A 24,002-nucleotide genomic window follows, 5' to 3' on the forward strand; every position below is an offset into this window, starting at 1 on the left:
CGCTCGGCCTGCTCGCCCAGGACCTGCGCGCGCTGGCCCGGCTGGCCGCGGCACGGCATGCGACCTGCTTGCCTGGGTGAATCCCAGGCCATGAACAGGTGCACGGCGCCTGTTCCCGACAAAAAATGACATCCCGCGACCGCGTACCGACCCGTTTGGGCGGAACCGTTTCCACATTGTTTCTTTCGATGCTGCTGCTGGGCGGCTGCGGTGCCGGGTCGGACAAGGACGATGCGTCGGCTCCGCCGCCAGTCAGCGGGACGCCCGCGCCGGCCCCGGCACCGAGCCCGGCGCCAGCACCGGCTCCTGCACCCTCGCCTGCGCCCTCACCCTCGCCGGCGCCCGCTCCGGCCCCTGCACCGGCTCCCAGCCCGTCCCCATCGCCCAGCGCATTGACACTGCCGATCGAGGTGCTGGGCAACGGCTCGCCCACCGCACCCACCATCGCCGAGGCCCGCCTCGACGTCGACGCCGCCAAGCTCGGCAGCGCGACCCGCCTGTACCTGCTGTGCCACCGCTGCGGCTTCTACGGCGCGCCCGAGTTCGAGGCCACCCGCAGTGCGCCGCCGAAGGTCAAGGCCAGCCTGCGCGTGCTGGGCGGCACCGAGCCGGCCAACGACGCGCAGGTGCCGTGGCTGGACATCACCGACCAGACCGTCACGCTGGCCGACAACGAGCGCCTGCACGGCGGCGTCAACGGCGGCTTCTACACGACGCGCATCACGCTGGCGCTCGACGCCGCGACCCAGGCCCGCCTGGTGGCCTGGCCGCGCAGCAACCGCATCCAGTTCCGCTTCAACGGGACCGATGGCRAATCGAACGGCTTTCGCGTGCTCGACCTGCAGCTGCGCAGCGATGCCAACGCGAGCCTGGCGCTGAATGCGGTGCAGCGCACCGACCCGAAGGCCGAGAAGGACGCCGGCAAGGCCTATGGCAACGACGTCGAGCTCGGCAAGGCGCTGTGGTATGCCCGCGGTTCGCTCGCCAAGTCGCCGCTGGTCAACCGCACGCTGCAGGCCTCGTGCTCGTCGTGCCACGCGTCCGACGGCCGCGACCTGCAGTATTTCAACTACTCGAACAACGCGATCGTGCAGCGCAGCCGCTACCACGGCCTGAGCGAGGCGCAAGGAAAGCAGATCGCCGCGTTCATCCGCTACTCGTTGCAGGACGTGCCGCACGCGCCCAAGGCCAGCCCGTGGAACCCGCCGTACCAGCCGGGCCCGGGGCTGGACTRCACCGGCATCGGCTGCGAGACGCAGTGGGCCGCCGGCGCCGGCCTGGAGGCGGTGCTCGACACCGCGGCCGACGGCACCAAGGCGCTGTTCGGCAAGCCGCTGAATGCCGCGCTGTCGGTGTCGCAGGCCGACGTGGACCGGGTGATGAACCCGAACGCGACCATGAACACGCGCGAGATGCAGATCCCGATGCAGTTCCCCGACTGGAACGCCTGGCTGCCGACCACGCACCCGTATGACGTGTGGCCCGCGGGTGCCAGCGCGACCGGCGCGTTCGACGGCGGCGCGCAGTTCGCGAGCGACGGCAAGAAGGACCCGAACGGCAAGTACCAGGCGCTGCTCGCGTGGCTGGCCGCGCACAAGAACCCGAACGGCGTGCACGGCGACTGGAGCCACCTGAAGGTCGACGAGCGGGTGCAGGCGAAGGCGATGATGCAGCAGTTCGGCTGGGAGGGTTACCAGTTTCTTGGCGGCGGGCGCGGCAACCACATCGCCGCCAGCGGCCAATATGGCGCGCAGGTGGGCGCGGCCAACCTGCAGAAGCTGGCCTCGGCCGCCACCACCACATCCAACCCGGCCGCCTTCACGACCAATGCCTTCATCGAGCGCGCGGTCGGCAGCCTGCTGCACTGGAACGCCGTCAAGCAATGGGAGATGGTGCAGGCCTGGGGCCTCGAGGGCAACCAGCAATGGTTCATCGGCGACAAGGACGCGCAGACCGGCGCCTGGAAGCCGCGCGGCGAGGCGCACGGCTGGCCGTTCAACACCGTCAGCGTGTTCTTTCTCGCGCCGCACATGGTCTACCAGCAGGACACCGACGCCAGCGGCAAGATCACCCGCGAGTGGACCAACGCATGGGAGGCGAACAACATCGTCGGCTCGTACTACCGCACCAACCAGTGGTACCAGCTGCAGATGTCGATCAACCCGGGCGCGCAGAGCGACTGGGTCAACTTCCCGATGGACTGGCCGTACCTGACCGCGTTCGACGACTACCTGGGCATGAAGGTGGGCGCGGCGACGCCGGCCGCGAAGGCGGCGCAGGACACGCACTACGTGCGCTTGCTGCAGGCGCGCATCAAGTCGGCGCAGTACGTCAACAACGGCATCGTGCTGTACGACCCGGCCCAGCCCGACCTGTTCGCCAACCGCGGGCGCTACGGCCGCGGCCAGGTGGCCAAGCACCTGGCGGTGACCGGCTTCATCGACACCGCCACCAACAACGGCAACGGCAAGTCGAAGTACCGCTTCCTGGACGACCTGGACCCGGGCCTGTACCTGCGCATGGTGAACGGCGCGGTCAGCCAGTTCAACACGCTGTATGCGCAGACTGATGCCGCGGCGTGGCGCCGCTGCGACCCGAACAACTCGCAGCTGGGCGAGCCCGAACCCTGGGCCGGCTTTCGCTACTGCCTGGACGCGCAGCGCACGCCGCTGGGCAAGGCCGCCGACGGCAGCTTCTTCATGAACCAGGTGAACTACCGGGCCAACACCGAACAGACCGAGCAGTACGGGCTGTGGAAGGCGACGCAGATGGGGGTCGACCCCGCGCGCTTGAAGCCGTGGTCGGACTGGATCGAGAGGATGTGGGCGAAGCCGTGAGGGGTGCAGGGGTCAATCGAACAAGTCCTCGATGGGCTTCCAGCACCTTGCGCACTCGGCAAGCAGCTCGCGACCCTCGTCGGTCATGACCGCGGAAGTCTCGATCTCGTGAAACAGGGCCAGCAATCGAACCATCGAGGCGTGGGAACCCGGAATGAAATTGCCCAGCGCAGAGGTCTGGCCGTACATGTCGACGATCGAGGCCAGCTGCCGGGGAACCCAGCTCCTGATCGCGTCGATACCGTCGAACTGAAAAGCGCGTTGAAACTGCAGGCCGCAGGCATCGATCCAGAGCGAGAAGGACCCGTCGCCGCGTCGCAGCCCGAGCGGCGTCAGGACATCCTCGAGACCGGCACCGCTGCGTACCAGGGTAGCCATGCAGGAGGCAATGAGCTCACGGTTGCGTGGCAAACGATCATGGCATCTCAGCAGATCGACCAGGAGCTTTCGGCATGCATCCTTCTCTCCGTGGAATGCGCGTTCCCATGTCCGCACCATGAGGCACGACTGCAACGACCCGGCCGGAATCAAGGCAGTCAACGCCGCCATCATCGTCTCCAGCGGCTCATCTGAACCGTTCTGCCGCTCGACGCGCACCAGAAATCGGTACAGCAGATGCCCCAGCACGCTGGGAAGCAGCTCCGCCTCCAGGCGGTCGGCACGGGTTGCCTCCGTCAAGCCGACGATTCCCGCCAGGTACCTGAAAGACTGCGGGTCGTATACGGTGCGAAGGCCGACGAGGAGCGTCGCCATGCGGCCACCCGCACCCAGGAAGTGAGCCGCAAACTCCTGCATGAACTCGTCACGCCCGACGTCATGAAGAGAGATGGCGGAGCTGAGCAGTACATGCCGTTGCCAGCGGCAGTCCCTGCCTTCTCCATCGGGATCCACTGCGCGCAGCATGTGCCGGGCCAAGGCTTCCCGCTCATGCGGCGCCAGGTTCGGTCGCCGCAGGATCTTCATGCCGCAGCGCAATGCATTCACAGCATCCTGTGACAGGCACCATTGGCACAACGCCGCGCCCAGGCCGGCATGCTTCGGCGAGTCCACCGGTGCACGCTCCCAATGGCCCAGCATCGACTTCATCACCCCGGCAGCGGCATCGGTGCACGCGAGATCCTTCAGCGTGCTCTGGAAGCTCGGCATCCCGAACAACCCTGGATACCGATCGGCAACGCCCAGGAGCTCTTCGGTCGGACCAGGCGGCCCTGGACGGGTCTGCGGTGCCTGCCGGACCGGTGCCAATCCGTTCCACCATCGCGCCACGGCAGACACCGGGTCCTCATGGTCCTGCTCACCGGCCGGACGCCCAGGGTTTCCGCCTCGCGGGATTTCCGGAGGACCCACCGTCGAAAGCCTGCGTCTTTTCCCGAGTCCCTGCACGACCTCTCCTGCACTCCCGTGTTGACCCGCGCTGAGTGACCACTCCTCCCACCCGGTTCCACGAACCCGCAGCCCGACCAGGGCGGCCTGCAGGCCAGGCACCCACCCGCCCCCGAAAGCCGTCAAAATGCCCGGCATTCCAACGTTTTCCCCCGCCACCATGAAAAGCGACTTCGGATTGATCGGCCTGGCCGTGATGGGCCAGAACCTGGTGCTCAACGTCGAGAGCCACGGTTTCCAGGTCAGCGTCTTCAACCGCACCACGGCCACCACCGATGAGTTCATCGCCCGCCACCCGGGCAAGAAGCTGGTGGGCAGCCGCACGCTCGAGGAGTTCGTGCAGAGCCTCTCCACGCCGCGCAAGATCCAGATCATGGTGAAGGCCGGTGCGCCGGTCGACGCGGTGATCGAGCAGCTGATCCCGCTGCTGTCGCCCGGCGACATCGTGATCGACGGCGGCAACAGCCTGTACACCGACACCGAGCGCCGCGACGCTTACCTCGCCAGCAAGGGCCTGCGCTTCATCGGCGCCGGCGTCTCCGGCGGCGAGGAAGGCGCGCGCAAGGGCCCGTCCATCATGCCCGGCGGCCCCCTGTCGACCTGGGAGGTGATGAAGCCGATCTTCGAAAGCATCGCGGCCAAGGTGGACGGCGAACCCTGCGTGATCCACATCGGCCCGGGCGGCGCCGGCCACTACGTGAAGATGATCCACAACGGCATCGAGTACGGCGACATGCAGCTGATCTGCGAGGCCTACAGCTTGTTCAAGGCCGCCGGCTTCACCACCGACGAGATGGCCGCCATCTTCAACCAGTGGAACGAAGGCGAGCTGCAGAGCTACCTGATCCAGATCACCGGCAAGGCGCTAGAGCAGAAGGACCCGGAAACCGGCCGGCCCATCGTCGAGCTGATCCAGGACAAGGCGGGCCAGAAGGGCACCGGCCAGTGGACGCTGCTGAACGCAGCCGAGAACGCGGTGGTGATCAGCACCATCAATGCCGCGGTCGAGGCGCGCGTGCTGTCTTCGCAGAAGAAGCAGCGCGTGGCGGCCAGCAAGGAACTGAAGGGGCCGGTGGTGAACCTGTCGCCGGTGAAGAGCCAGCTGGTGGCCAAGGTGCACGATGCGCTGTATGCGTCCAAGGTGATCAGCTACGCGCAGGGCCTGGACCTGATGAAGACCATGGGCGAGAAGAAGGGCTGGGGCCTGGACCTGGGCCGCATCGCGGCGATCTGGCGCGGCGGCTGCATCATCCGCGCGCGCTTCCTGAACCGCATCACCGACGCCTACCGCAGCAACCCGGGCCTGTCGAACCTGATGCTGGACCCGTTCTTCAAGGAACTGCTGAACCGCACGCAGCAGAACTGGCGCGAGACGGTGGCGCTGGCCGTCACCAACGGCATCCCGGTGCCGGCCTTCAGCGCGTCGCTCGGCTACTACGACAGCTACCGTGCCGAGCGGCTGTCGGCCAACCTGCTGCAGGCGCAGCGCGACTTCTTCGGCGCGCACACCTACGAGCGCACCGACAAGCCGGAAGGCCAGATGTTCCACACCGAGTGGCCCGAAGTCATCGGCTGACCCGATCGGTCGACCAGGAGACCCGCGATGAAGCGAAGCGTGTTGTTGGCGTTGTTGTCCGCTGCGGCGGTGTGGGCCCATGCGGCCGACGAGGAGCCGTCGAAGATCCAGCGTGCCGCGTCGTCGGTCGGCAGCACCGCGTCGTCGGTCGCCACCAAGACCGGCCATGCGATCCAGCATGGCGCCGAGGTCACCGGCGCGGCCATCCAGAAGGCGGCCGAGAAAACCGGCAACGCGGTGCGCAAGGGGGTCGAGAAGACCGGCGCGGCGATCAAGAAGGGCGGCGAGAAGGTCGAGTCGGTGGCCAAGCCGTCGTCGTCGGCCGACTGACACCGCCGGCTCAGCGCAGCCGCTCTTTCACGACCGCGCGCAGGCGCTGGATCATCTCGGGCGTCAATTCGCCCAGCACGCCGCGCCGCTCGGGCGGGATGTGGCCAGCGGCATCGCTGTCGGGGTCGAACACGTAGTGCTGGAAGATCGCGGCCCAGCCGCGACGTTCTTCGGCGGGCAGCGTCCGCACGCTCATCAGCGCATGCAGCAGCGCGTGCACCGCCGACGGCGCCGGGCCGCCGCCCTGCGTGTCCACCGCCAGCGCACCGCGCCACCAGTAGTTCACCAGCACGTTGAAGGATTCCAGCGACTGCACGTGGTGCCACCACAGCGCGGGGATGAAGATCGCGTCGCCGGGCGCCAGCTCGGCCACCTGCGCGGCGGCCATCGCTTCGCGGAACCGCGGGAAACGCTCGAGATCGGGATCGTTGAAATCGACCATGCTGATCGGCGTGGGTGTCGGCGCATGGTCGAGCGGGCCGATGTAGAGGTTGCCGATCTGCTCGGGCGCGAACAGCGTGAAGCGGCGCCGCCCGCTCACCACGCAGGCGATGTTGCTGGATTCATCGAAATGCGCCGGCGTCGTGATCGCGTTGCCGAGCCAGATGCGCGGCGCGATGCCGTCGCCGAGCAAGGGCAGCCGGTTCTCGTCCATGAAACCCGGCAGGCATTCGGGGATCAGCGCGCTCTGCACCGCCACCGCCGGCGGGTTGGGGAAGTTCGAGTAGCGCAGCACCTGCTCCAGCACCGTGCTGAGCGGCAGCCGGTTGCGCATGAAGTTGAAGCCGCTCATGTCGGCGTTGTAGAAGATGCGCCCCTTCTGGTCGGGCGGCGTCATCACGGCATCGACGGCGCTGCCGTTGTCGTGGTCGGCCAGGTACTGCGCGATCGCGACCGGTGACGCGAGGCCGCGCTGCACCGCCGGCCAGCCCTTCACCAGGCCGCGCAGGATCATCGGGCGGTAGCCGCTGAGCACCTCTCGGCGCAAGGTGTCGGCGTCGGTCTCGAAGGTTTCAGGGATGGGCGTGCGGGAGATCGGCATGGTCTGCCGAGCATAGCTGAGCCAGTGCGGCGGCCACCTCGGCGATCACCGGCGCCCAGTCGCCGCGCGCCGGCTGGCGGAACAGCCGCAGCGCGCCCGGGTACCACGGCGAATCGTCGCGATCGACAAGCCAGCGCCAGTCGGTCATCTGCCAGGGCAGCAGCACCCAGCAGGGCTTGCCGAGCGCACCGGCGAGGTGGGCGACGGCGGTGTCGACGCAGAGCACCAGGTCCAGCGCCTGCACCAGGGCCGCGGTGTCGGCGAAGGTCTCGAGTTCGCCGCCCAGGTGCAGCGCGACCGGCGCGCGCATGGCTTCGTCCTCGCCCGCGCCCTTCTGCAGGCTGATGAAGTGCACGCCGGCCAGCGCGGCGAGCGGTGCCAGCGTGTCGATCGACGGCAGCGAGCGCTCGTCGTCGTTCTCGAAGGACGGGTTGCCTTTCCAGATCAGGCCGATGCGCAGGCCATGCAGGCCGCCCAGGCGCGCCTGCCACGGCACGACGGCCGCCGGATCGGCGCGCAGGTAGGGCAGCGCCGCGGGGATCGTGCCGGGCCGCGTGCCCAGCAGCTGCGGCACGCTGGTGGCGGAGGTCCAGCAGTCCCAGTGCGCGGCCGGCAGCGGGTCGTCGGCCGACAGCACCTCGTCGACACCGGCCAGCGTGGCGAGCAGCTGTTGCAGCGACGGCGGGCCGAGCAGGCTCACGCGGCGTGCGCCGGCCTGCTTCAGCAGCGTCGCGAAGCGGGCGAACTGGATCATGTCGCCGAAGCCGCCTTCCAGGCCGACCAGCACCGCGCGGCCGGCGAGCGGCTCGCCGTGCCAGCGCGGGCAGCCAGCGCGGTCCTCCAGCTCGCATTGCCAGCTGCGGCGCGCGTAGTGGGCCCAGCCCTCGTCCCAGCGGCCGTCGCGCAGGCACAGGTAGGCCAGGTTGACGTGGGCGTTGACGTAGTCGGGAGCCAGCGCCAGCGCGCGGCGGCAGCAGGCTTCGGCATCCGGATGGCGGCCGAGCTGGGCCAGCAGCACGCCGAGGTTGGACCAGGCGGCGGCCGAGGCGGGATCGAGTTCGACCGCGCGCCACGACACGGCCAATGCCTCGTCGAAGCGCTTCAGGCGGGCCAGCAAGGCGCCGTGGTTCAGGTGGATGGTGGGCTGCGACGGGCGCAGCATGCGGGCGCGGCGGTAGTGCGCGTCGGCTTCGTCCAGCCGGCCGGCTGCTTCGGCCAGCCAGCCGAGGTTGGCATGGGCCTCGCCGAGCGCCGGCGACTGGTCGACCGCATCGCGAAAGCACGCCTCGGCATGGGCGAAGTCGCGCGCGGCGAGGTGGCGCGTGCCTTCGTGGAAGAGGTGGGTTGCAGCGTCCTGCATCCCGGCATTGGACGGGCAGGCGTGCGCAGCGAAAGGGCTGAATCGCGGGCCAAAACCGGTGCAGTTCCGGCGGCCGGTGCTCTGCCGAGGCTCAGTAGTGCGGCGGCAACTCGTCGCGCAGGCTGCGGAATGGCGCCGCGTCCGCAGGACCCTGCTGCTGGCGCAGCTGCTGGACCTGGGCCATCAGCTGCTCGATCTGCTGCTGTTGGCGCGCGACGAGGGCGTTCAGTTCGTCGAGCAGGTCTTCGGCGAAGCTGGCCTTGATTTCGAGGGCGGTGAGGCGGTGGTCGGTGGGGTCTTCGGGGGAATGCATGAGGCATTGGACCTCAAGTCTCCACCGGCTACTGTTTCGGCAAGCGGTGCAAAGCAGACGCCAGCAACCTCACCATCTGACCCTGGCGCCAGGGCAGGCCTCCGGGCAGATCCGCGAGCTTGTCCAGGGCCTCGTTCAGGTGCGGCAGCAACCAGCGCCGCGCAGGCTCGCCGCGCGCCCACACCTTCAGCACCACCGGCAAGCGCTCGTCCAGAGCGCCATCCGAGCCATCATCGGCAAGCCGACGGAGCAAACTCATGACGAAGCTCTGTGCCTGTGCATAGGCTTTGCCCGCCTTGCCCGTCCTAGGCGCCATCTCCTGCCACAAGGTCGACCAATGCTGTCCCTGGAACGCGCTCGTGTCGAGGCGTCCGAGGTCGGCTGCGATCTCGTGCAAGGCCCGATCCAATGCTTCCGCGGCACTCGCCACCGCAGGCAGCTTCAGGGCRTCCCCCTTGCCAAGCAGCTGCAGGCTGTCGAGCAAGGCTTTGCAGGACGCCAGCGGCACCCCGCTTGACCCCAGGATGCAGTTCCTCAGCTGATCCTGCCAAGTCTCGCCGGGAAACGCCTGCGCCGCCTCCAGCATCCGCGCGACGTCGGCATGCGCACCCTCCAGGCGTCCGTCGATCAGGAGGTAGGCCGGTACCCGGTCCCAGGCGTCGCGCTGCACGGTCATGGGAGAGGAATCCGGTTGCGGGCGCTGTACGGAAGGACTCCCGCGTCTTGTCATGGCGTCGATGAGGCAGGCCAGGATCTCCCATTGCTGCCACGACAAACGCTGGGGCTGCTTCGCGAGCCGTTTCATACCCTTGAGCAAGGCGGCGTCCAGCGTCGAGTCGGATCGGCCTCGCGCCAGATGGTGCAGCGCGTTCGGCAAACGCTCATCCAGCGATCCGCGCGCCTCGCCCATCAGGCCATCCATCAGTTGGCCAACCAGGCGCTGCACACGAGCGAGTTTCTCGTCCGTGCCCTCGCTCGGCATCCTCAGCGGCGCCCAGAGTTTCTCCCAGTGCGTGGGATCGAAAGTCTGCGGATCGAAACGCCTGCCGACATCGGCGGCGAACTGGCGCAGCGCCTGCAACAGCTCGGTTCTGAAACGGACAACGAACCTCGGCAACTCAATGCCCGGTTCATCGAACTGCTGAAGTTCGTCCATCAGCTCCCTGCAAACGTCCATGGGCGACACCCCGGACCTGTCGGCCGTGTCCTGCAGCGCGACCTTCAGCTGCTCGGTCCAGTTGGCCCCCTTGGACTGCGCCACCATCCTCAGCCAGCGTTCCACCCGGGCTTGCGCTTCGACCGTCCGGCCCGTGACTCGAAGATGATCCTGCAATCCGATCCAGCGCTCCAGATGAACCTGCATCGGCGGCGGTGCCTGCTTGCGCTGCTTCACGCGGCGGTGAAACGCCAGCATCCGTTCATAGATTCCTGTGCGCTCCACGTTCTTGTAGTGTTCTGCCCAAGTCCGGTCCAGGGCGTCCATCGACTTCTCGAAGGCCTCACGACTCACCACGCTTCCATCGTCGGAACTCTGGAAGAACACTTCCTCCAACCGGCGGTCCTCATCGTCGGCATCTCCAGTCGAAGGGTCGGCCGCCTCGTTCTTGACCTTGTCAAGCGCCACTCGAAAATCTTCCTCGAATACCGAGGGGTTGACGGCTTCGGCGCTCCTTGATGTCGGTGCTTCCAGCAGCAAGCGGATGACGCCGCAGATGGCCTCGACAGCGGCGGCACGTCGCCCGGCGTAGCAGAGGTCCTCCACCTGGGTGCGCAGAAGCAGCTTGCTGGTCGCATCGAGCCCCAGGTCGCAAACCATTTGAAGACCGGGACCATCTCCACCCCAGGGATCTTCGAGCAGGTAATCCAGTATTCGCGCCGCGAGCACCTCCAGCGCGAGTGCTTCGTTGCCCCCAGGCCCGTACGCCTTCACATACTCGCCGAGGAAGCCCGAATCGCCATTGAAGTCGCCGGCTCCGCCCTTGATGTCGAATCCTTCCATGAACTTCTGAAGCCGAACCGCCTCGCCGAAAAGAGCGCGCAACTTCTGAAGGTCTTGATCCTGCCGCTTCAAATGCCTCAACTCCTTGGCTCGCCTCCCTTGGCGCTCACGAAGTGCCATGGCCAAGGCGAGGCCTGACACGGCAACGATGGCCGGCCCGTACGGTCCTGCCTTGAGACCAAGGAGCATCAGCAGCGTCAGAGCCGACCCACAGACCCGGCCTTGCCCTGAGAGCACCCGCGTCGCACCGAAGAGGACCTCCCAATCCGCGATGTTCTTCTTTCGTTCGCAGTACGCGACCAGCGTATGGCGGATCATGTCGAGGACAGAATCTCCTGCCGTCGCCATCTGCCCCTTCACCAGTTGCTGGATCCGCCACTTGAACAGCGCCCTCGTGCGCTGCGCCACGTCCATCTCCTTGGCGCCCTGAGTAATTTCTAAGGAGCCGTTTGCGATACCGAAGGGCGCGACGAACGGCGCAAGGTGGAAGTCCGCAGTCCGCACGCACGCAGCACCCACGGTATGGGGCCAGAGCAGCCCATCACGGAACATACCGGCAGACATCTGGAACTTTTCGGCCAAGGCTCGCTTCGCGATCTGCCGGAGCTGCCAATGGCCATTTGGATGGTCGGGATCATTCGCCGCAGCCATCGTCTGCCCCAGCGTCCTGACTGCCTTCAACACCTGGCTCGCGGCGTCGTCCCAGTTCATCACGGCAGCCCAAAAGGACGGCCACGAGACCAGTGCCGCTGGAGAGGGCCTGCGCCCCTGCAAGAGGCAGCGCACGCAGTCCTCGATCATCGAGAACGTGATCACCACGTCGAGCTTGCACTTGTCGATGCTGGACAGCTTCTGCTTCAGCACGGCGCTGTCCATGTGCAGGCTGTGCCACGTCTGCGGAACAATGCCGAGGGCGGTGCCGACCGACCTGCAGTCCGCGTCGAGCGAAGCGGCGCCGGCGAGCGTGATCACTTGCGTCAGCGCCATCAGGCCGTAGTTTTCCGAGTGACGCTCGGTGGTGAACGCCTCCCTGGCGCCCACCAGGCTTTGGCCGATTCTCCGTGCAGGAAGGGCCTGTGCCAGCGTCGCACCGACCGTTTGACTGAGCCGCTTGCCCTGCTCCGCAGCGAGCTGCCGCTTCGTCTTCGCGGCCTTGCCATTCTTCTGCGACAGCGTCAGCGTCCTCCCGTCCCGGGATTCGATGAGCCCCTTCTGATGCAGCCGCCTTGCCGCTCTCGCGACAAGCGGAGCGATCCCGTCGAGCAATGCCGCATGGAGCTTCAACTCGTCCAGGAACTGCACGACGTCTTCGAAGCGGAGGGCGGTCGTTCCGTATTCCGCCAACAGCATGTCGACCACGGCTCCTTGGTCGATCGGGCCCAGCCTGCGCACCGGATCCATCTGGTTCAACCCAGCAGGCTGCCAGGCATAGTGCGCAATGAAACCTGCGTAGCTGGTCAAGCACTCATGCTCTTCTTCAGCTGGCATCGCGGGCTCCCAGTTCACGACCTGGTCCCGACTGGGTGATGAAAGGGCTTGCCCCTTCGCACCGACCGTGACCAAAGGTGTTCGCTTGCCAACCGGCACAGCACCACCGACCGCTCCCACCGAATCGAGCGAACGCGGACGCTCCCCCGGCGTGCACGGCGTCATGCAACCGCCTCGGGGCGACAACGATCGCCTGCATACTGCGCCATGGGACCCGTCAGGTCGTCATGCCAGGCGTCGATCCACGAGGGGATACGGGAACACAGCAACTGCAGCAGCGCGTCCTCCCCCTCCAACTCCTCCAAGGCGACATCCAGGATGGCAACGACATGCCGACTCTCGGGATGCAAGCTCAGGACGGGCCAACATCCTGGCGCTGCCGCGAGATTCAGTTCCAGCATTCGGCGGTAGTAGCCGGCATCGGCCTGGCCATGCACAGGCCCGAAGTCGACCATGACACGGCAGTGTCGATCGGGCACGTATCCGATGTGTACGTCCGTGCCGTCGAGGTTCAGGAATCCGGTCTGCAATAAATGCGCAAGCGGCTCCAATTTCAGCTGACGAGCCAACCGCTCCAGCAACGCATCAAATCTTTCCTGGCTCATCCGGGACATCCTTCGTGGGGTATCCCTCCCTGTACTGCGAACGAGCGCTCAGTAACCGCCCGCGGCGCAGCAATTCCCGGTTTCGCGCACGCCCCGCACTCTGAACGCTCACAGGGACCCGGGTTATCCCGTAGAGTTCGAACCTCCTCCGCGCCTCCCCTCCACCACCGTGAACCTCCCCCTGCTCGCCCTGGCCGCCGCCGCATTCGGCATCGGCACGACCGAATTCGTCATCATGGGCCTGCTGCCGGACGTCGCCCGCGACTTCGGCGTCACCGCCCCGGTGGCCGGCATGCTGGTGTCGGGCTACGCCTTCGGCGTGACCATCGGCGCCCCCATCCTCGCCATCCTCACCGCCAAGTGGCCGCGCAAGCGCGCGCTGGTGTCGCTGATGGGCCTGTTCATCCTCGGCAATGCGCTCTGCGCCATCGCGCCCACCTACGAATTCCTGATGGTCGCCCGCGTCGTCACCGCGTTCTGCCATGCCGCCTTCTTCGGCATCGGCGCGGTGGTGGCCGCGGGCCTCGTGCCGCACGAGAAGCGCGCGCAGGCCGTCTCGCTGGTGTTCACCGGCCTCACCGTCGCCAACATCCTGGGCGTGCCGCTGGGCACCGCGCTCGGCCACGCGGCCGGCTGGCGCTCCACCTTCTGGGCCGTCACCGGCATCGGCCTGGTCGCCATCACCGCGCTGTGGCACTGGCTGCCGTCGGCACTGCCGGCGCAAGAGGGCAGCATCCTGCGCGAGTTCCGCGCCATCGCGCGCTTCCAGGTGCAGTGCTCGCTGCTGATCAGCACGCTGGCCTCGGTCAGCATGTTCAGCGTGCTGACCTACATCGCCTACATCCTGCGCGATGTCACCGGCTTCTCGCCCGACCAGATCAGCTGGGCGCTGATGCTGTTCGGCGGCGGCATCACGGTGGGCGGCCTGCTCGGCGGGCGCCTGGCCGACTGGCGGCTCATGCCGGCGATGGCCGGCCTGTTCTTCTGCATCGCGCTGGTGCAGCTCGGCTTCGCCTGGACCAGCCAGTTCGCCGTGCCGGCCATGGTCACGCTCTTCGTCTGGGGCATCGTCGCCTTCGCGATCGGCCCGGCCGCCCAGGTGCGGGTGCTCGATACCGCCACCGGCGCGCCCAACCTCGCGTCCACGCTGAACCAGGGCGCCTTCAACCTCGGCAATGCCGGTGGCGCCTGGCTGGGCGGGCTGGTGATCGCGGCCGGCCGGCCGCTGCAGGACCTGTGCTGGCTGGGTGCCGGCGTCGCGGTGCTGGCGCTGGGCGTGGTGCTGGTGTCGGCGCAGATGGACAAGCCGCGCCGGCTGGCGGCTGCGTAGGAAGGAATGACGATCCCCGGATTGGCATCCGGGCTGCGCAGGCTCGTCAAGCGGGCCAAGCGGTCGTCGTCAATCCGGCGTCGGGATCTCCACCGCCACCACCGGCGGCTCGCCACGGAACACCCGCACGATGTGGGTGTAGACCATCGCATTGATGTAGAACAGCAGCACCACCATCGACAGGCGGAACACCTTCACGCCCAGCTCCTGCCAGCGCGCATCGTCCATCATCAGGAACAGGCCCCACGCGATGCCGCTGCCCAGCAGCATCAGGCCGAACAGGCCCAGAACGATCCAGCTGAAGATGATCATGGGGCGCAGAAACTCGTCATCCAGGTCCTCACCATGCGGGCGCCAGCTCGGCCAGGCCGGCCGGCGCCTCGCGCTCGTCCTCGAAGCTCACGATCTCGTAGCTCGACGCATCGGCCAGCACCGCGCGCAGCAGCTTGTTGTTGAGTGCATGGCCCGACTTGAACGCAGTGTAGGCGCCGATCAGCGGGTGACCGGCCACCTGCATGTCACCGATTGCATCCAGGATCTTGTGCTTGACGAACTCGTCGTCGTAGCGCAGCCCGTCGGTGTTCAGCACGCGGTAGTCGTCGACGACGATCACGTTGTCCATGCTGCCCCCCAGGCCCAGCCCGCGCGAACGCATCATCTCGACGTCCTTCGTGAAGCCGAAGGTGCGGGCGCGCGCGATGTCGCGCTTGTAGTGGCCCGAGCCCATGTCGAACACGACGCGCTGGCCGGTCTGGTTGACCGCCGGGTGGTCGAAGTCGATCTCGAAGGTCAGCTTGTAGCCGTTGTACGGCTCCAGCCGCACCCACTTCAGCTTCGGCCCCTCGCCCTCGCGCACCTCCACCGGCTTCAGGATGCGCATGAAGCGCTTCGGCGCCTCCTGCAGCTCGATGCCGGCCGACTGCAGCAGGAACACGAAGGACGCCGCCGACCCGTCCAGGATCGGCACCTCTTCGGCCGTGATGTCGACCCGCAGGTTGTCGATGCCCAGCCCGGCGCAGGCCGACAGCAGGTGCTCGATGGTGTTGACCTTCGGCGCGCCCGGGTCGCCGTTCAGCGACAGCGTGGTCGCCATGCGCGCCTCGGAAATCGACAGCACCGCCACCGGGATGTCGACCGGCGTCGGCAGGTCGACGCGCCGGAACACGATGCCGGTGTCGGGCGGCGCCGGCCGCAGCGTCAGTTCGACGCGCTGGCCGCCGTGCACGCCGACGCCGACAGCGCGGGTCAGGGACTTGAGGGTGCGTTGGGCAAGCATCCGCGGATTCTAGTCAGCGGGCGACCCGGACACACCCGGATCGCCCTACAGAAACCCCTACCGAAGCGATAGCGAGCGCCAACCTCAATCGGCTTGCTTGCGCAGGAACGCGGGGATTTCGATTTCATCCATCCCGTTGCTCGCCAGCGCATCCACCTTCGCCGCCGCGGTGCGGCCATTGCGCCACACGCTGGGCACGCTCAGGCTGCTGTAGTCGTGCGAGCCACCGCCCGGCGCGTTGACCGGCTGGGTCAGCACCGGGATGTTGTCGGTGCCGGTGCGCTGCGCGACCTGCGTGTGCACCACGCTGATCGGCGCCTGCACGCGCTTGGCCGGGCTCAGGCCGGTGGCGATCACCGTGACGCGCAGCTGGTCGCCCAGGCTCTCGTCGTAGGCGGTGCCGTAGATCACGTGCGCATCGTCCGCGGCATAGCGGCGGATGGTGTTCATCGCGTTGCGGCTCTCGCTCAGCTTGAAGCTGCCCTTGCCGGCGGCGATCAGCACCAGCACGCCGCGCGCGCCCGACAGGTCGATGCCTTCCAGCAGCGGGCAGGCCACCGCCGATTCGGCCGCCTTGTGCGCGCGGTCCGGGCCGCTGGCCGTGGCCGTTCCCATCATCGCCTTGCCCGGCTCGCTCATCACCGTCTTGACGTCCTCGAAGTCGACGTTGACCAGGCCGGGAATGTGGATGATGTCGCTGATGCCGCCGACCGCGTTCTTCAGCACGTCGTTGGCATGCGCGAAGGCCTCGTCCTGCGTCACGTCGTCGCCCAGCACGTCGAGCAGCTTGTCGTTCAGGATCACGATCAGCGAGTCGACGTTGGCTTCCAGCTCGGCCAGGCCCGCGTCGGCCGCCTTCATGCGGCGGTTGCCCTCGAAGTCGAACGGCTTGGTGACGACGCCCACCGTCAGCACGCCCATCTCCTTGGCGACGCGCGCGATCACCGGCGCGGCGCCGGTGCCGGTGCCGCCGCCCATGCCGGCGGTGATGAACAGCATGTTCGAGCCCTTGATGGCCTCGCGGATGCGGTCCACCGCCTCTTCCGCCGCGGCGCGGCCGGCCTCCGGCTTCGCGCCCGCGCCCAACCCGGTGCTGCCGAGCTGGATCAGGTGGTGCGCCGTCGAGCGGTTCAGCGCCTGCGCGTCGGTGTTGGCGCAGACGAATTCCACGCCCTGCACGCCGCGCGAGATCATGTGGTCGACCGCGTTGCCGCCGCCGCCGCCGACGCCGATCACCTTGATCTGCGTACCCAGGTCGAACTCTTCGATCATTTCAATGGCCATGGTGTTCTCCAATCCTTGTTGCAGTTGCCGTCTTGGTATGGCGCTCTGTCGGCGCCCGTCTTCTGTTGTTGTTCGTCATGGGGGATCCCGGCTGCCACAGAGATGGCAACTCAGGCATGCGTGCGTTCTGTGTGTCGTCATGCGCCTCTCCGTGGTGATTCAGAAATTGCCAAGGAACCAGTCCTTGGCGCGTCCGAACAGCGTCTTCACCGAACCCGCCTGCTGCGCCGCCTTGATGCCGCGCGCGCGGCCGAGCCGCGCTTCCTCCAGCAGGCCCATCACGGTGGCCGACCGCGGGTTGGCCACCATGTCGTGCAGCGAGCCGTGGTAGGTCGGGATGCCCTTCCTCACCGGCTTCAGGAAGATGTCCTCGCCCAGCTCGACCATGCCCGGCATCACCGCCGCGCCGCCGGTCAGCACGATGCCGCTGGACAGCAGCTCCTCGTAGCCGCTCTCGCGGATCACCTGGTGCACCAGCGAGAAGATCTCTTCCACGCGCGGCTCGATCACGCCGGCCAGCGCCTGGCGGCTCAGCATGCGCGGCGCGCGGTCGCCCAGCCCCGGCACCTCCAGGTTCTCGCCCGGGTCGGCCAGCAGCTGCTTGGCAACGCCGTACTCCACCTTGATCTCTTCCGCATCCTTGGTCGGCGTGCGCAGCGCCATCGCGATGTCGCTGGTGATCAGGTCGCCGGCGATCGGGATCACCGCGGTGTGGCGGATCGCGCCGTCGGTGAAGATCGCGACGTCGGTGGTGCCGGCACCGATGTCGACCAGCGCGACGCCCAGGTCCTTCTCGTCCTCGGTCAGCACCGCGTGGCTGGAGGCGCTCGGGTTCAGCACCAGCTGGTCCACCTCGAGCCCGCAGCGGCGCACGCACTTGATGATGTTCTCGGCCGCGCTCTGCGCGCCGGTCACGATGTGCACCTTCACCTCGAGCCGGCCGCCGCTCATGCCGATCGGCTCCTTGACCTCGTGGCCGTCGATCACGAACTCCTGCGGTTCCACCAGCAGCAGGCGCTGGTCGTTCGGGATGTTGATCGCCTTGGCGGTCTCGACGACGCGCGCCACGTCGACCGGCGTGACCTCCTTGTCGCGCACGATCACCATGCCGGTCGAGTTCTGCCCGCGGATGTGGCTGCCGGTGATGCCGGTGTAGACGCGCGTGATCTTGCAGTCGGCCATCATCTCGGCCTCCTTCAGCGCCTGCTGGATGCTCTGCACGGTGGCGTCGATGTTGACGACGACGCCGCGCTTGAGGCCGTGGGCCGACGCGATGCCGAGCCCGGCGACGCGCAGCTCGCCGTCGGGCAGCACCTCGGCCACCACCGCCATCACCTTCGCGGTGCCGATGTCGAGGCCGACCACCAGGTCCTTGTATTCCTTGGCCATGTTCCGTGTCACCCTCTCATTTCCGCTTGCCGGAGGCCGGGGCCTCCAGCGTCGTGGTGATGCCCTTGAGCCGCACCGCATACCCTTCGTTGTGGCGCAGGTCGGCGTAGACCAGCGGTCGTTGGTAGCGCGCGATCACCTGCGGCAGCGTGTCGAGGAAGCGGTCGACGCGCGCCGTCAGCTCATCGTCGCTGCCGCGCCCCAGCTCGATCTCGGCACCGCTGTCGAACTCGGCATGCCACGAGCCGCGCCCGCTCAGCGTCAGCCCGTCCATGTCCAGCTGGGCGCGGTGGAACATCGGCATCAGCCGGCGGTACATCGCGAGCACCTGGGCCGCGCTGCCTTCCGGCCCGCCCAGCGTGGGCAGCCCGTCGTCCTCGACGTCGCCCAGGTTGGCCTCGAACACCTCGCCCTCGGTGTTGACCAGCTTGTCGCTGCCCTCCTCCACCGACCACAGCGCCGCGGCCCGGTGCTCCTGCAGCGACACCGCGATGCGGTTCGGCCACACGCGGCGCACGATGGCCTGGCGCACCCACGGCACCGATTCGAACGCGCGCTGGCCGCGCAGCAGGTCGAGCGTGAAGAAGTTGCCGCTCAGCTGCGGCAGCGCGTTGGCGCGGATGGTCGACACGCTGTTGCGCGTCAGGTCGCCCTCGACGCGGATGGCGCGGATCGCGAACACCGGCTGGCGCGACAGCCACAGCAGCAGCAGCGCCGCGAAGAGGGCCGCGGCCAGGCCGAACAGCACCGTCGCGCTGGCGTTGAGCAGGCGCACGTCCACCGGCAGCTCGGCGGCCGGTGTGCGGTGGAGTGCGGTGGCGCGGCGCATCGTGTGTCAGGCGGTCTTCGCGGACGAGTCGAGCGCGGCCTGCGATGCCAGGTGCAGGCACAGCTGCTCGTAGCTGATCCCCGCGGCCTTGGCCGACATCGGCACCAGCGAGTGCGAGGTCATGCCCGGCGAGGTGTTCATCTCGAGCAGGAAGGGCTTGTTGTCGCTCTTGCGGATCATCAGGTCGGCCCGGCCCCAGCCGCGGCAGCCGAGCGCCCGGTAGGCCTGCACGACGATGCGCTGGATCTCCTGCTCCAGCGCGGCATCCAGCCCGCTCGGCACGTGGTACTGGACGACGTCGGTGAAGTACTTGTTCTGGTAGTCGTAGGCCCCCTCGGGCGCGGCGATGCGGATCACCGGCAACGCCTGCGCGCCGGCGCCCTCGCCCAGCACCGGGCAGGTCACCTCGGCGCCGTCGATGAACTCCTCGCACAGCACGTCGGGGTCGTACCTGGCCGACAGAGCGACCGCATCGGCCATGTCGGAGTAGCCCTGCACCTTGCTGACGCCGATCGACGAGCCCTCGCGCGGCGGCTTGACGATCAGCGGCAGGCCCAGCGAATCGGGCACGGCCTGCAGCTGCGCGCGGTCCAGCTGGTCGGGGGCCAGCAGCACGTAGCGCGGCGTCGGCAGCCCGTCGGCCAGCCACACGCGCTTGGTCATCACCTTGTCCATCGCGATCGCCGAGGCCATCACGCCGGAGCCGGTGTAGGGCACGCCCAGCAGTTCGAGCGCGCCCTGCACCGTGCCGTCCTCGCCATGGCGGCCGTGCAGCGCGATGAAGGCGCGCGCGAAACCGTCGTGCGCCAGCTCGGCCAGTTCGCGCTCGGCCGGGTCGAAGGCATGCGCATCCACGCCCTGCGACAGCAGCGCGGCCAGCACGCCGCCGCCGGACAGCAGCGAGATCTCGCGCTCGGCGGAGCTGCCGCCCATCAGCACGGCGACCTTGCCGAGCGACTTCGGATCGATCTTCCTGGTGGGGCTCAACATCACACGCCCTCCTTCATCAGTTCGAGCACCTGGCCCGGCACGGCGCCGATCGAGCCGGCACCCATCGCGATCACGACGTCGCCGTCGCGCACCTGTCCGGCGATGGTCTCGGGCATCTGCCCGATCTCGTCGACGAACACCGGGTCGACCTTGCCGGCCACGCGCAGCGCGCGCGCCAGCGAACGGCCGTCGGCGGCGACGATCGGCGCCTCGCCGGCGGCATACACCTCGGCCAGCAGCACCGCGTCGGCGCTGCCCATCACCTTGACGAAATCCTCGAAGCAATCGCGCGTGCGGGTGTAGCGGTGCGGCTGGAACGCGATCACCAGGCGCCGGCCCGGGAAGGCGCCGCGCGCCGCGGCGATCACCGCCGCCATCTCCACCGGGTGGTGGCCGTAGTCGTCGATCAGCGTGAAGCGACCGCCGGCCTTGCCGCCGTTGTTCTCCGCGCGCACCGGCACCTCGCCGTAGCGTTGGAAACGCCGGCCGACGCCGCGGAACTCGGCCAGCGCCTTCACCAGCGGCGCATCCGGCAGTTCCAGCTCGGTGGCCACCGCGACGGCGGCCAGCGCGTTCAGCACGTTGTGCTCGCCGGGCAGGTTCAGCGTGATCGCGAGATCGGGCAGCACGACGCCGTTGCGCCGCTGCACGGTGAAACGCATCTGGCCGCCCGGCAGCGCCTGCACGTCGACCGCGCGCACCTGCACGTCGGCCCCCAGGCCGTAGGTGACGACCGGGCGCGAGACCATCGGGATGATGGAGCGCACGCCGGGGTCGTCGCCGCACAGGATGGCCGCGCCGTAGAACGGCATGCGGTGCAGGAACTCGACGAAGGCCGCCTTCAGCCGCGCGAAGTCGTGGCCGTAGGTGTCCATGTGGTCGGCGTCGATGTTGGTGACGACCGACAGCACCGGCAGCAGGTTCAGGAAGGACGCGTCCGATTCGTCGGCCTCGACGACGATGTAGTCGCCCGAGCCCAGGCGCGAGTTGGCGCCGGCCGCGTTCAGCTTGCCGCCGATCACGAAGGTCGGGTCGACGCCGGCCTCGGCCAGCACGCTGGTGACCAGCGAGGTGGTGGTGGTCTTGCCGTGCGTGCCGGCGATCGCGATGCCCTGCTTCAGGCGCATCAGCTCGGCCAGCATCACCGCGCGCGGCACCACCGGCACGCGCTTGTTGCGCGCGGCGATCACCTCGGGGTTGTCGCCCTTCACCGCGGTCGACGTGACCACCGCCTCGGCGCCGACGATGTGCGAGGCGTCGTGGCCGACGAACACGCGGATGCCCAGCGACGCGAGGCGCTGCGAGGTGGCGCTGTCGCTCTGGTCGGAGCCGGAGACGGTGTAGCCGAGGTTGTGCAGGATCTCGGCGATGCCGCTCATGCCCGCGCCACCAACGCCTACAAAATGAATGTGCTTGACGGCGTGCTTCATGCCACCAGCCTTTCGAGTTCGTTCGCCACGCGGGCAGCCGCGTGGGGTCTGGCGAGGGCCCGTGCCTTCGTCGCCATCGTGTTCAATGCATCGCGCGTGAAGCCCTTCAGGACTTCGGCCAGGCGCTGCGGCGTCAGCTCGGCCTGCGGCAGGTGCAGGGCCGCGCCGTGCTGCGCCATCCAGGCCGCGTTGTCGCGCTGGTGGCTGGTGGTGCTGACCACCAGCGGCACCAGCACGCTGGCGACGCCGGCCGCGCACAGCTCGCTCACCGTCACCGCGCCGGCCCGGCAGACGATCACATCGCAGGCGGCCAGCCGCGCCGCCATGTCGTCGATGAAGGGCAGCACCTCGGCGTCGACCTCGGCCATCGCGTAGGCGGTCTTCACGCCGTCGGCGTGCGCGGCGCCGGTCTGGTGCGTGACGCGCGGGCGTTCGCCGGCGGGCATCAGCGCCAGCGCCAGCGGCAATGTCTCGTTGAGCACCTTCGCACCCAGGCTGCCGCCGACCACCAGCACCTGCAGCGGGCCGCCGCGGCCGGCGAAGCGCTGCTCGGGCGGCGGCAGCGATTCGATCTCGGCGCGCACCGGGTTGCCGGTGACGACGCCGAGCTTCGTGTCGTGGGCCGCCTCGCCGTCGAAGCCGAACGCGATGCGGTCGGCCACCGGCAGCAGGCTCTTGTTGCTCATCAGCAGCGACGCGTCGGCATTGACCAGCATCAGCGGCTTGTTCAGCAGCGAGGCCATCAGCCCGCCCGGGAAGCAGACGTAGCCGCCCATGCCGAGCACCGCATGGGCGCGGCGGCGGCGGATGATCTGCAGGCAGTGCCAGAACGCGAGCAGCAGCCGGAAGCCGCCGGTCAGCGTGTGCAGCAGGCCCTTGCCGCGCAGGCCGCTGAAGCTGATGGCGTCCATCGGGATGCCGCTGGGCGGCACCAGCTTGTTCTCCATGCCGTGCGTGGTGCCGAGCCAGCTGACGGACCAGCCGCGGCTCTGCATCTCGCGCGCGACGGCGAGGCCGGGGATGATGTGGCCGCCGGTGCCCGCGGCCATGACGATCAGGTGGCGCGCGCTCATGCCCGCCCCCCGCGCATCATCTGCCGGTTCTCGATGTCGATGCGCACCACGATCGCCAGCGCGATCAGGTTCATCAGGATCGCGGACCCCCCATAGCTCATCAGCGGCAGCGTCAGCCCCTTGGTCGGCAGCACCCCCAGGTTCACGCCCATGTTGATGAAGGCCTGCCCGCCCATCCAGATGCCGATGCCCTGCGCGAACAGCCCGGCGAACACGCGGTCCAGCGCGACCGCCTGGCGCCCGATGTGGAACACCCGGCGCGACAGCCAGAAGAAGGCCGCGATCACGCAGGCGACGCCGACGAAGCCGAGCTCCTCGCCGATCACCGCCAGCAGGAAGTCGGTGTGCGCCTCCGGCAGGTAGTGCAGCTTCTCGACGCTCGAACCCAGCCCCTGCCCCAGCACCTCGCCGCGCCCGAAGGCGATCAGCGAATGCGACAGCTGGTAGGCCTTGCCCAGCGTGTACTTCTCGTCCCACGGGTTCAGGTACGCGAAGATGCGCTCGCGCCGCCATTCGCTGAAGGTGATCATCAGCACGAAGGCGCCCACCAGCACCGCGGTGATCAGGAAGAACATGCGCCCGTTGACGCCGCCGAGGAACAGGATGCCCATCGCGATCGCCGCGATCACCATGAAGGCGCCCATGTCCGGCTCGGCCAGCAGCAAGAGGCCCACCACCGCCACCGAGATCGCCATCGGCATCACCGCGCGGAAGAAGTTCTCCTTCACCTCCATCTTGCGCACCATGTAGTTGGCGGCATAGAGTGCGATCGCCAGCTTGGCGAGCTCCGAGGGCTGGAAGTTGGTGAAGACCAGCGGGATCCAGCGCCGCGCGCCGTTCACGCCCTTGCCGACGTGCGGGATCAGCACCAGCACCAGCAGCAGCAGCGAGGCCGCGAACAGCCACGGCGCGCACTTCTCCCACAGGCTGACCGGCAGCTGCACCACCACCAGCGCGGCCACCAGGGCGACGACGATCGACAGCACGTGCCGCACCAGGAAGTGCGTCGGCGCATAGCGCGTGAACTTCGGGTTGTCGGGCAGCGCGACCGAGGCCGAATACACCATCACCATGCCGAGCGCGAGCAGCGCCACCACCACCCACACCAGCGGCTGGTCGAAGCCCTGCAGCTGCACCGGCTTGTTCGCCGACGCACCGGTCCAGTCGCGGATCGGCACCGACGCGTCGCGCTTGAAGAGCGCGCGCACGCGCTCCTTCCAGCCGTCGAACCCGAAGCGCGCGGCGATGCTGCTCATGCCTCGTTGCCCCCCTCGGCCGCCAGCGCGCGCACCTCGTCGCAGAACACCTGCGCGCGGTGTGCGTAGTTGCGGAACATGTCCAGGCTCGCGCAGGCCGGGCTCAGCAGCACCGCATCGCCCGCATGGGCTCGCGTGAAGGCCCAGCGCGTGGCGGCCTGCAGCGTGTCGTGGCGCTCGATCGCGATGCCGGCGCCCTGCAGCGCCTGCTC

19 protein-coding genes and 1 pseudogene are annotated in these 24,002 nt (G+C 68.3%); 4 read left to right on the forward strand and 16 right to left on the reverse strand.

Annotation, left to right across the window (positions count from 1 at the left end; genetic code table 11):
• Positions 1–392: 392 nt before the first annotated feature.
• On the forward strand, positions 393–2,837 hold the full coding sequence (locus AC1DYN_RS25035) for a hypothetical protein (RefSeq protein WP_477964131.1): 2,445 nt from the start codon (positions 393–395) through the stop codon (positions 2,835–2,837).
• A 12-nt stretch (positions 2,838–2,849) separates the two neighbouring features.
• On the opposite strand, the gene AC1DYN_RS25040 is transcribed toward AC1DYN_RS25035, so the two are convergent.
• Positions 2,850–3,983, reverse strand: coding sequence for a hypothetical protein (locus AC1DYN_RS25040; protein ID WP_477964133.1), 1,134 nt, complete (start codon positions 3,981–3,983; stop codon positions 2,850–2,852).
• Between the two features lie 397 nt (positions 3,984–4,380).
• Here AC1DYN_RS25040 and gnd point away from each other — a divergent pair, with 397 nt between their 5' ends.
• Together gnd and AC1DYN_RS25050 are read left to right on the forward strand one after the other, a co-directional pair.
• Positions 4,381–5,796, forward strand: a complete 1,416-nt coding sequence (gnd, locus tag AC1DYN_RS25045) for a decarboxylating NADP(+)-dependent phosphogluconate dehydrogenase (protein WP_477964135.1) — start codon at positions 4,381–4,383, stop codon at positions 5,794–5,796.
• Between the two features lie 27 nt (positions 5,797–5,823).
• Complete coding sequence (locus AC1DYN_RS25050) at positions 5,824–6,126, forward strand: hypothetical protein (protein WP_477964136.1); 303 nt, start codon at positions 5,824–5,826, stop codon at positions 6,124–6,126.
• Between the two features lie 10 nt (positions 6,127–6,136).
• Here the strand turns inward: AC1DYN_RS25050 and AC1DYN_RS25055 are convergent, their stop codons facing one another.
• The 5 genes from AC1DYN_RS25055 to AC1DYN_RS25075 form a co-directional block, all read right to left on the reverse strand.
• Positions 6,137–7,168, reverse strand: coding sequence for a cupin-like domain-containing protein (locus tag AC1DYN_RS25055; protein WP_477964138.1), 1,032 nt, complete (start codon positions 7,166–7,168; stop codon positions 6,137–6,139).
• On the reverse strand, positions 7,140–8,528 hold the full coding sequence (locus AC1DYN_RS25060) for a tetratricopeptide repeat protein (protein ID WP_477964140.1): 1,389 nt from the start codon (positions 8,526–8,528) through the stop codon (positions 7,140–7,142). Before AC1DYN_RS25060 ends, AC1DYN_RS25055 begins: the two co-directional genes overlap by 29 nt.
• A gap of 91 nt (positions 8,529–8,619) precedes the next feature.
• A complete protein-coding gene (locus tag AC1DYN_RS25065; protein ID WP_477964142.1) occupies positions 8,620–8,841 on the reverse strand; it encodes a SlyX family protein in 222 nt (73 codons plus the stop codon).
• 28 nt (positions 8,842–8,869) lie between these two features.
• Entirely contained in the window at positions 8,870–12,328 is a 3,459-nt protein-coding gene (locus AC1DYN_RS25070; protein ID WP_477964144.1) for a hypothetical protein, read from the reverse strand.
• Between the two features lie 161 nt (positions 12,329–12,489).
• Positions 12,490–12,933, reverse strand: a complete 444-nt coding sequence (locus tag AC1DYN_RS25075; RefSeq protein WP_477964146.1) for a type III secretion system chaperone family protein — start codon at positions 12,931–12,933, stop codon at positions 12,490–12,492.
• A gap of 169 nt (positions 12,934–13,102) precedes the next feature.
• Here AC1DYN_RS25075 and AC1DYN_RS25080 point away from each other — a divergent pair, with 169 nt between their 5' ends.
• Positions 13,103–14,263, forward strand: a complete 1,161-nt coding sequence (locus AC1DYN_RS25080; protein WP_477964148.1) for an MFS transporter — start codon at positions 13,103–13,105, stop codon at positions 14,261–14,263.
• A 69-nt stretch (positions 14,264–14,332) separates the two neighbouring features.
• Here AC1DYN_RS25080 and AC1DYN_RS25085 read toward each other — a convergent pair whose 3' ends face one another.
• The 10 genes and pseudogenes from AC1DYN_RS25085 to AC1DYN_RS25130 all read right to left on the reverse strand — a co-directional run.
• On the reverse strand, positions 14,333–14,575 hold the full coding sequence (locus AC1DYN_RS25085) for a hypothetical protein (protein ID WP_477964150.1): 243 nt from the start codon (positions 14,573–14,575) through the stop codon (positions 14,333–14,335).
• 28 nt (positions 14,576–14,603) lie between these two features.
• Positions 14,604–15,539, reverse strand: a complete 936-nt coding sequence (lpxC, locus tag AC1DYN_RS25090; RefSeq protein WP_477964151.1) for a UDP-3-O-acyl-N-acetylglucosamine deacetylase — start codon at positions 15,537–15,539, stop codon at positions 14,604–14,606.
• 84 nt (positions 15,540–15,623) lie between these two features.
• Positions 15,624–16,823, reverse strand: a complete 1,200-nt coding sequence (gene ftsZ / locus AC1DYN_RS25095; RefSeq protein ID WP_477964153.1) for a cell division protein FtsZ — start codon at positions 16,821–16,823, stop codon at positions 15,624–15,626.
• Positions 16,824–16,982: 159 nt separating this feature from the next.
• Entirely contained in the window at positions 16,983–18,212 is a 1,230-nt protein-coding gene (gene ftsA, locus AC1DYN_RS25100) for a cell division protein FtsA (RefSeq protein WP_477964155.1), read from the reverse strand.
• Positions 18,213–18,228: 16 nt separating this feature from the next.
• Entirely contained in the window at positions 18,229–19,041 is an 813-nt protein-coding gene (locus AC1DYN_RS25105) for a cell division protein FtsQ/DivIB (protein ID WP_477964157.1), read from the reverse strand.
• A gap of 6 nt (positions 19,042–19,047) precedes the next feature.
• Positions 19,048–20,031 carry a D-alanine--D-alanine ligase gene (locus AC1DYN_RS25110; protein WP_477964159.1) on the reverse strand — a complete coding sequence of 328 codons (984 nt, stop codon included), beginning with the start codon at positions 20,029–20,031 and terminating at the stop codon, positions 19,048–19,050.
• Entirely contained in the window at positions 20,031–21,461 is a 1,431-nt protein-coding gene (murC, locus tag AC1DYN_RS25115; RefSeq protein ID WP_477964161.1) for a UDP-N-acetylmuramate--L-alanine ligase, read from the reverse strand. The genes AC1DYN_RS25110 and murC overlap by 1 nt, the downstream gene beginning before the upstream one ends.
• Positions 21,458–22,534: an undecaprenyldiphospho-muramoylpentapeptide beta-N-acetylglucosaminyltransferase gene (gene murG / locus AC1DYN_RS25120; protein WP_477964163.1), complete on the reverse strand. Its 1,077-nt coding sequence runs from the start codon at positions 22,532–22,534 to the stop codon at positions 21,458–21,460. Before murG ends, murC begins: the two co-directional genes overlap by 4 nt.
• Positions 22,531–23,790: a putative lipid II flippase FtsW gene (ftsW, locus tag AC1DYN_RS25125; protein WP_477964165.1), complete on the reverse strand. Its 1,260-nt coding sequence runs from the start codon at positions 23,788–23,790 to the stop codon at positions 22,531–22,533. The genes murG and ftsW overlap by 4 nt, the downstream gene beginning before the upstream one ends.
• A pseudogene (locus AC1DYN_RS25130) lies at positions 23,787–24,002 on the reverse strand (UDP-N-acetylmuramoyl-L-alanine--D-glutamate ligase); the annotation flags it as partial. The gene ftsW and the pseudogene AC1DYN_RS25130, both read right to left, overlap by 4 nt.

It is taken from the genome of Rhizobacter sp. P2_D12 (assembly GCF_056404395.1).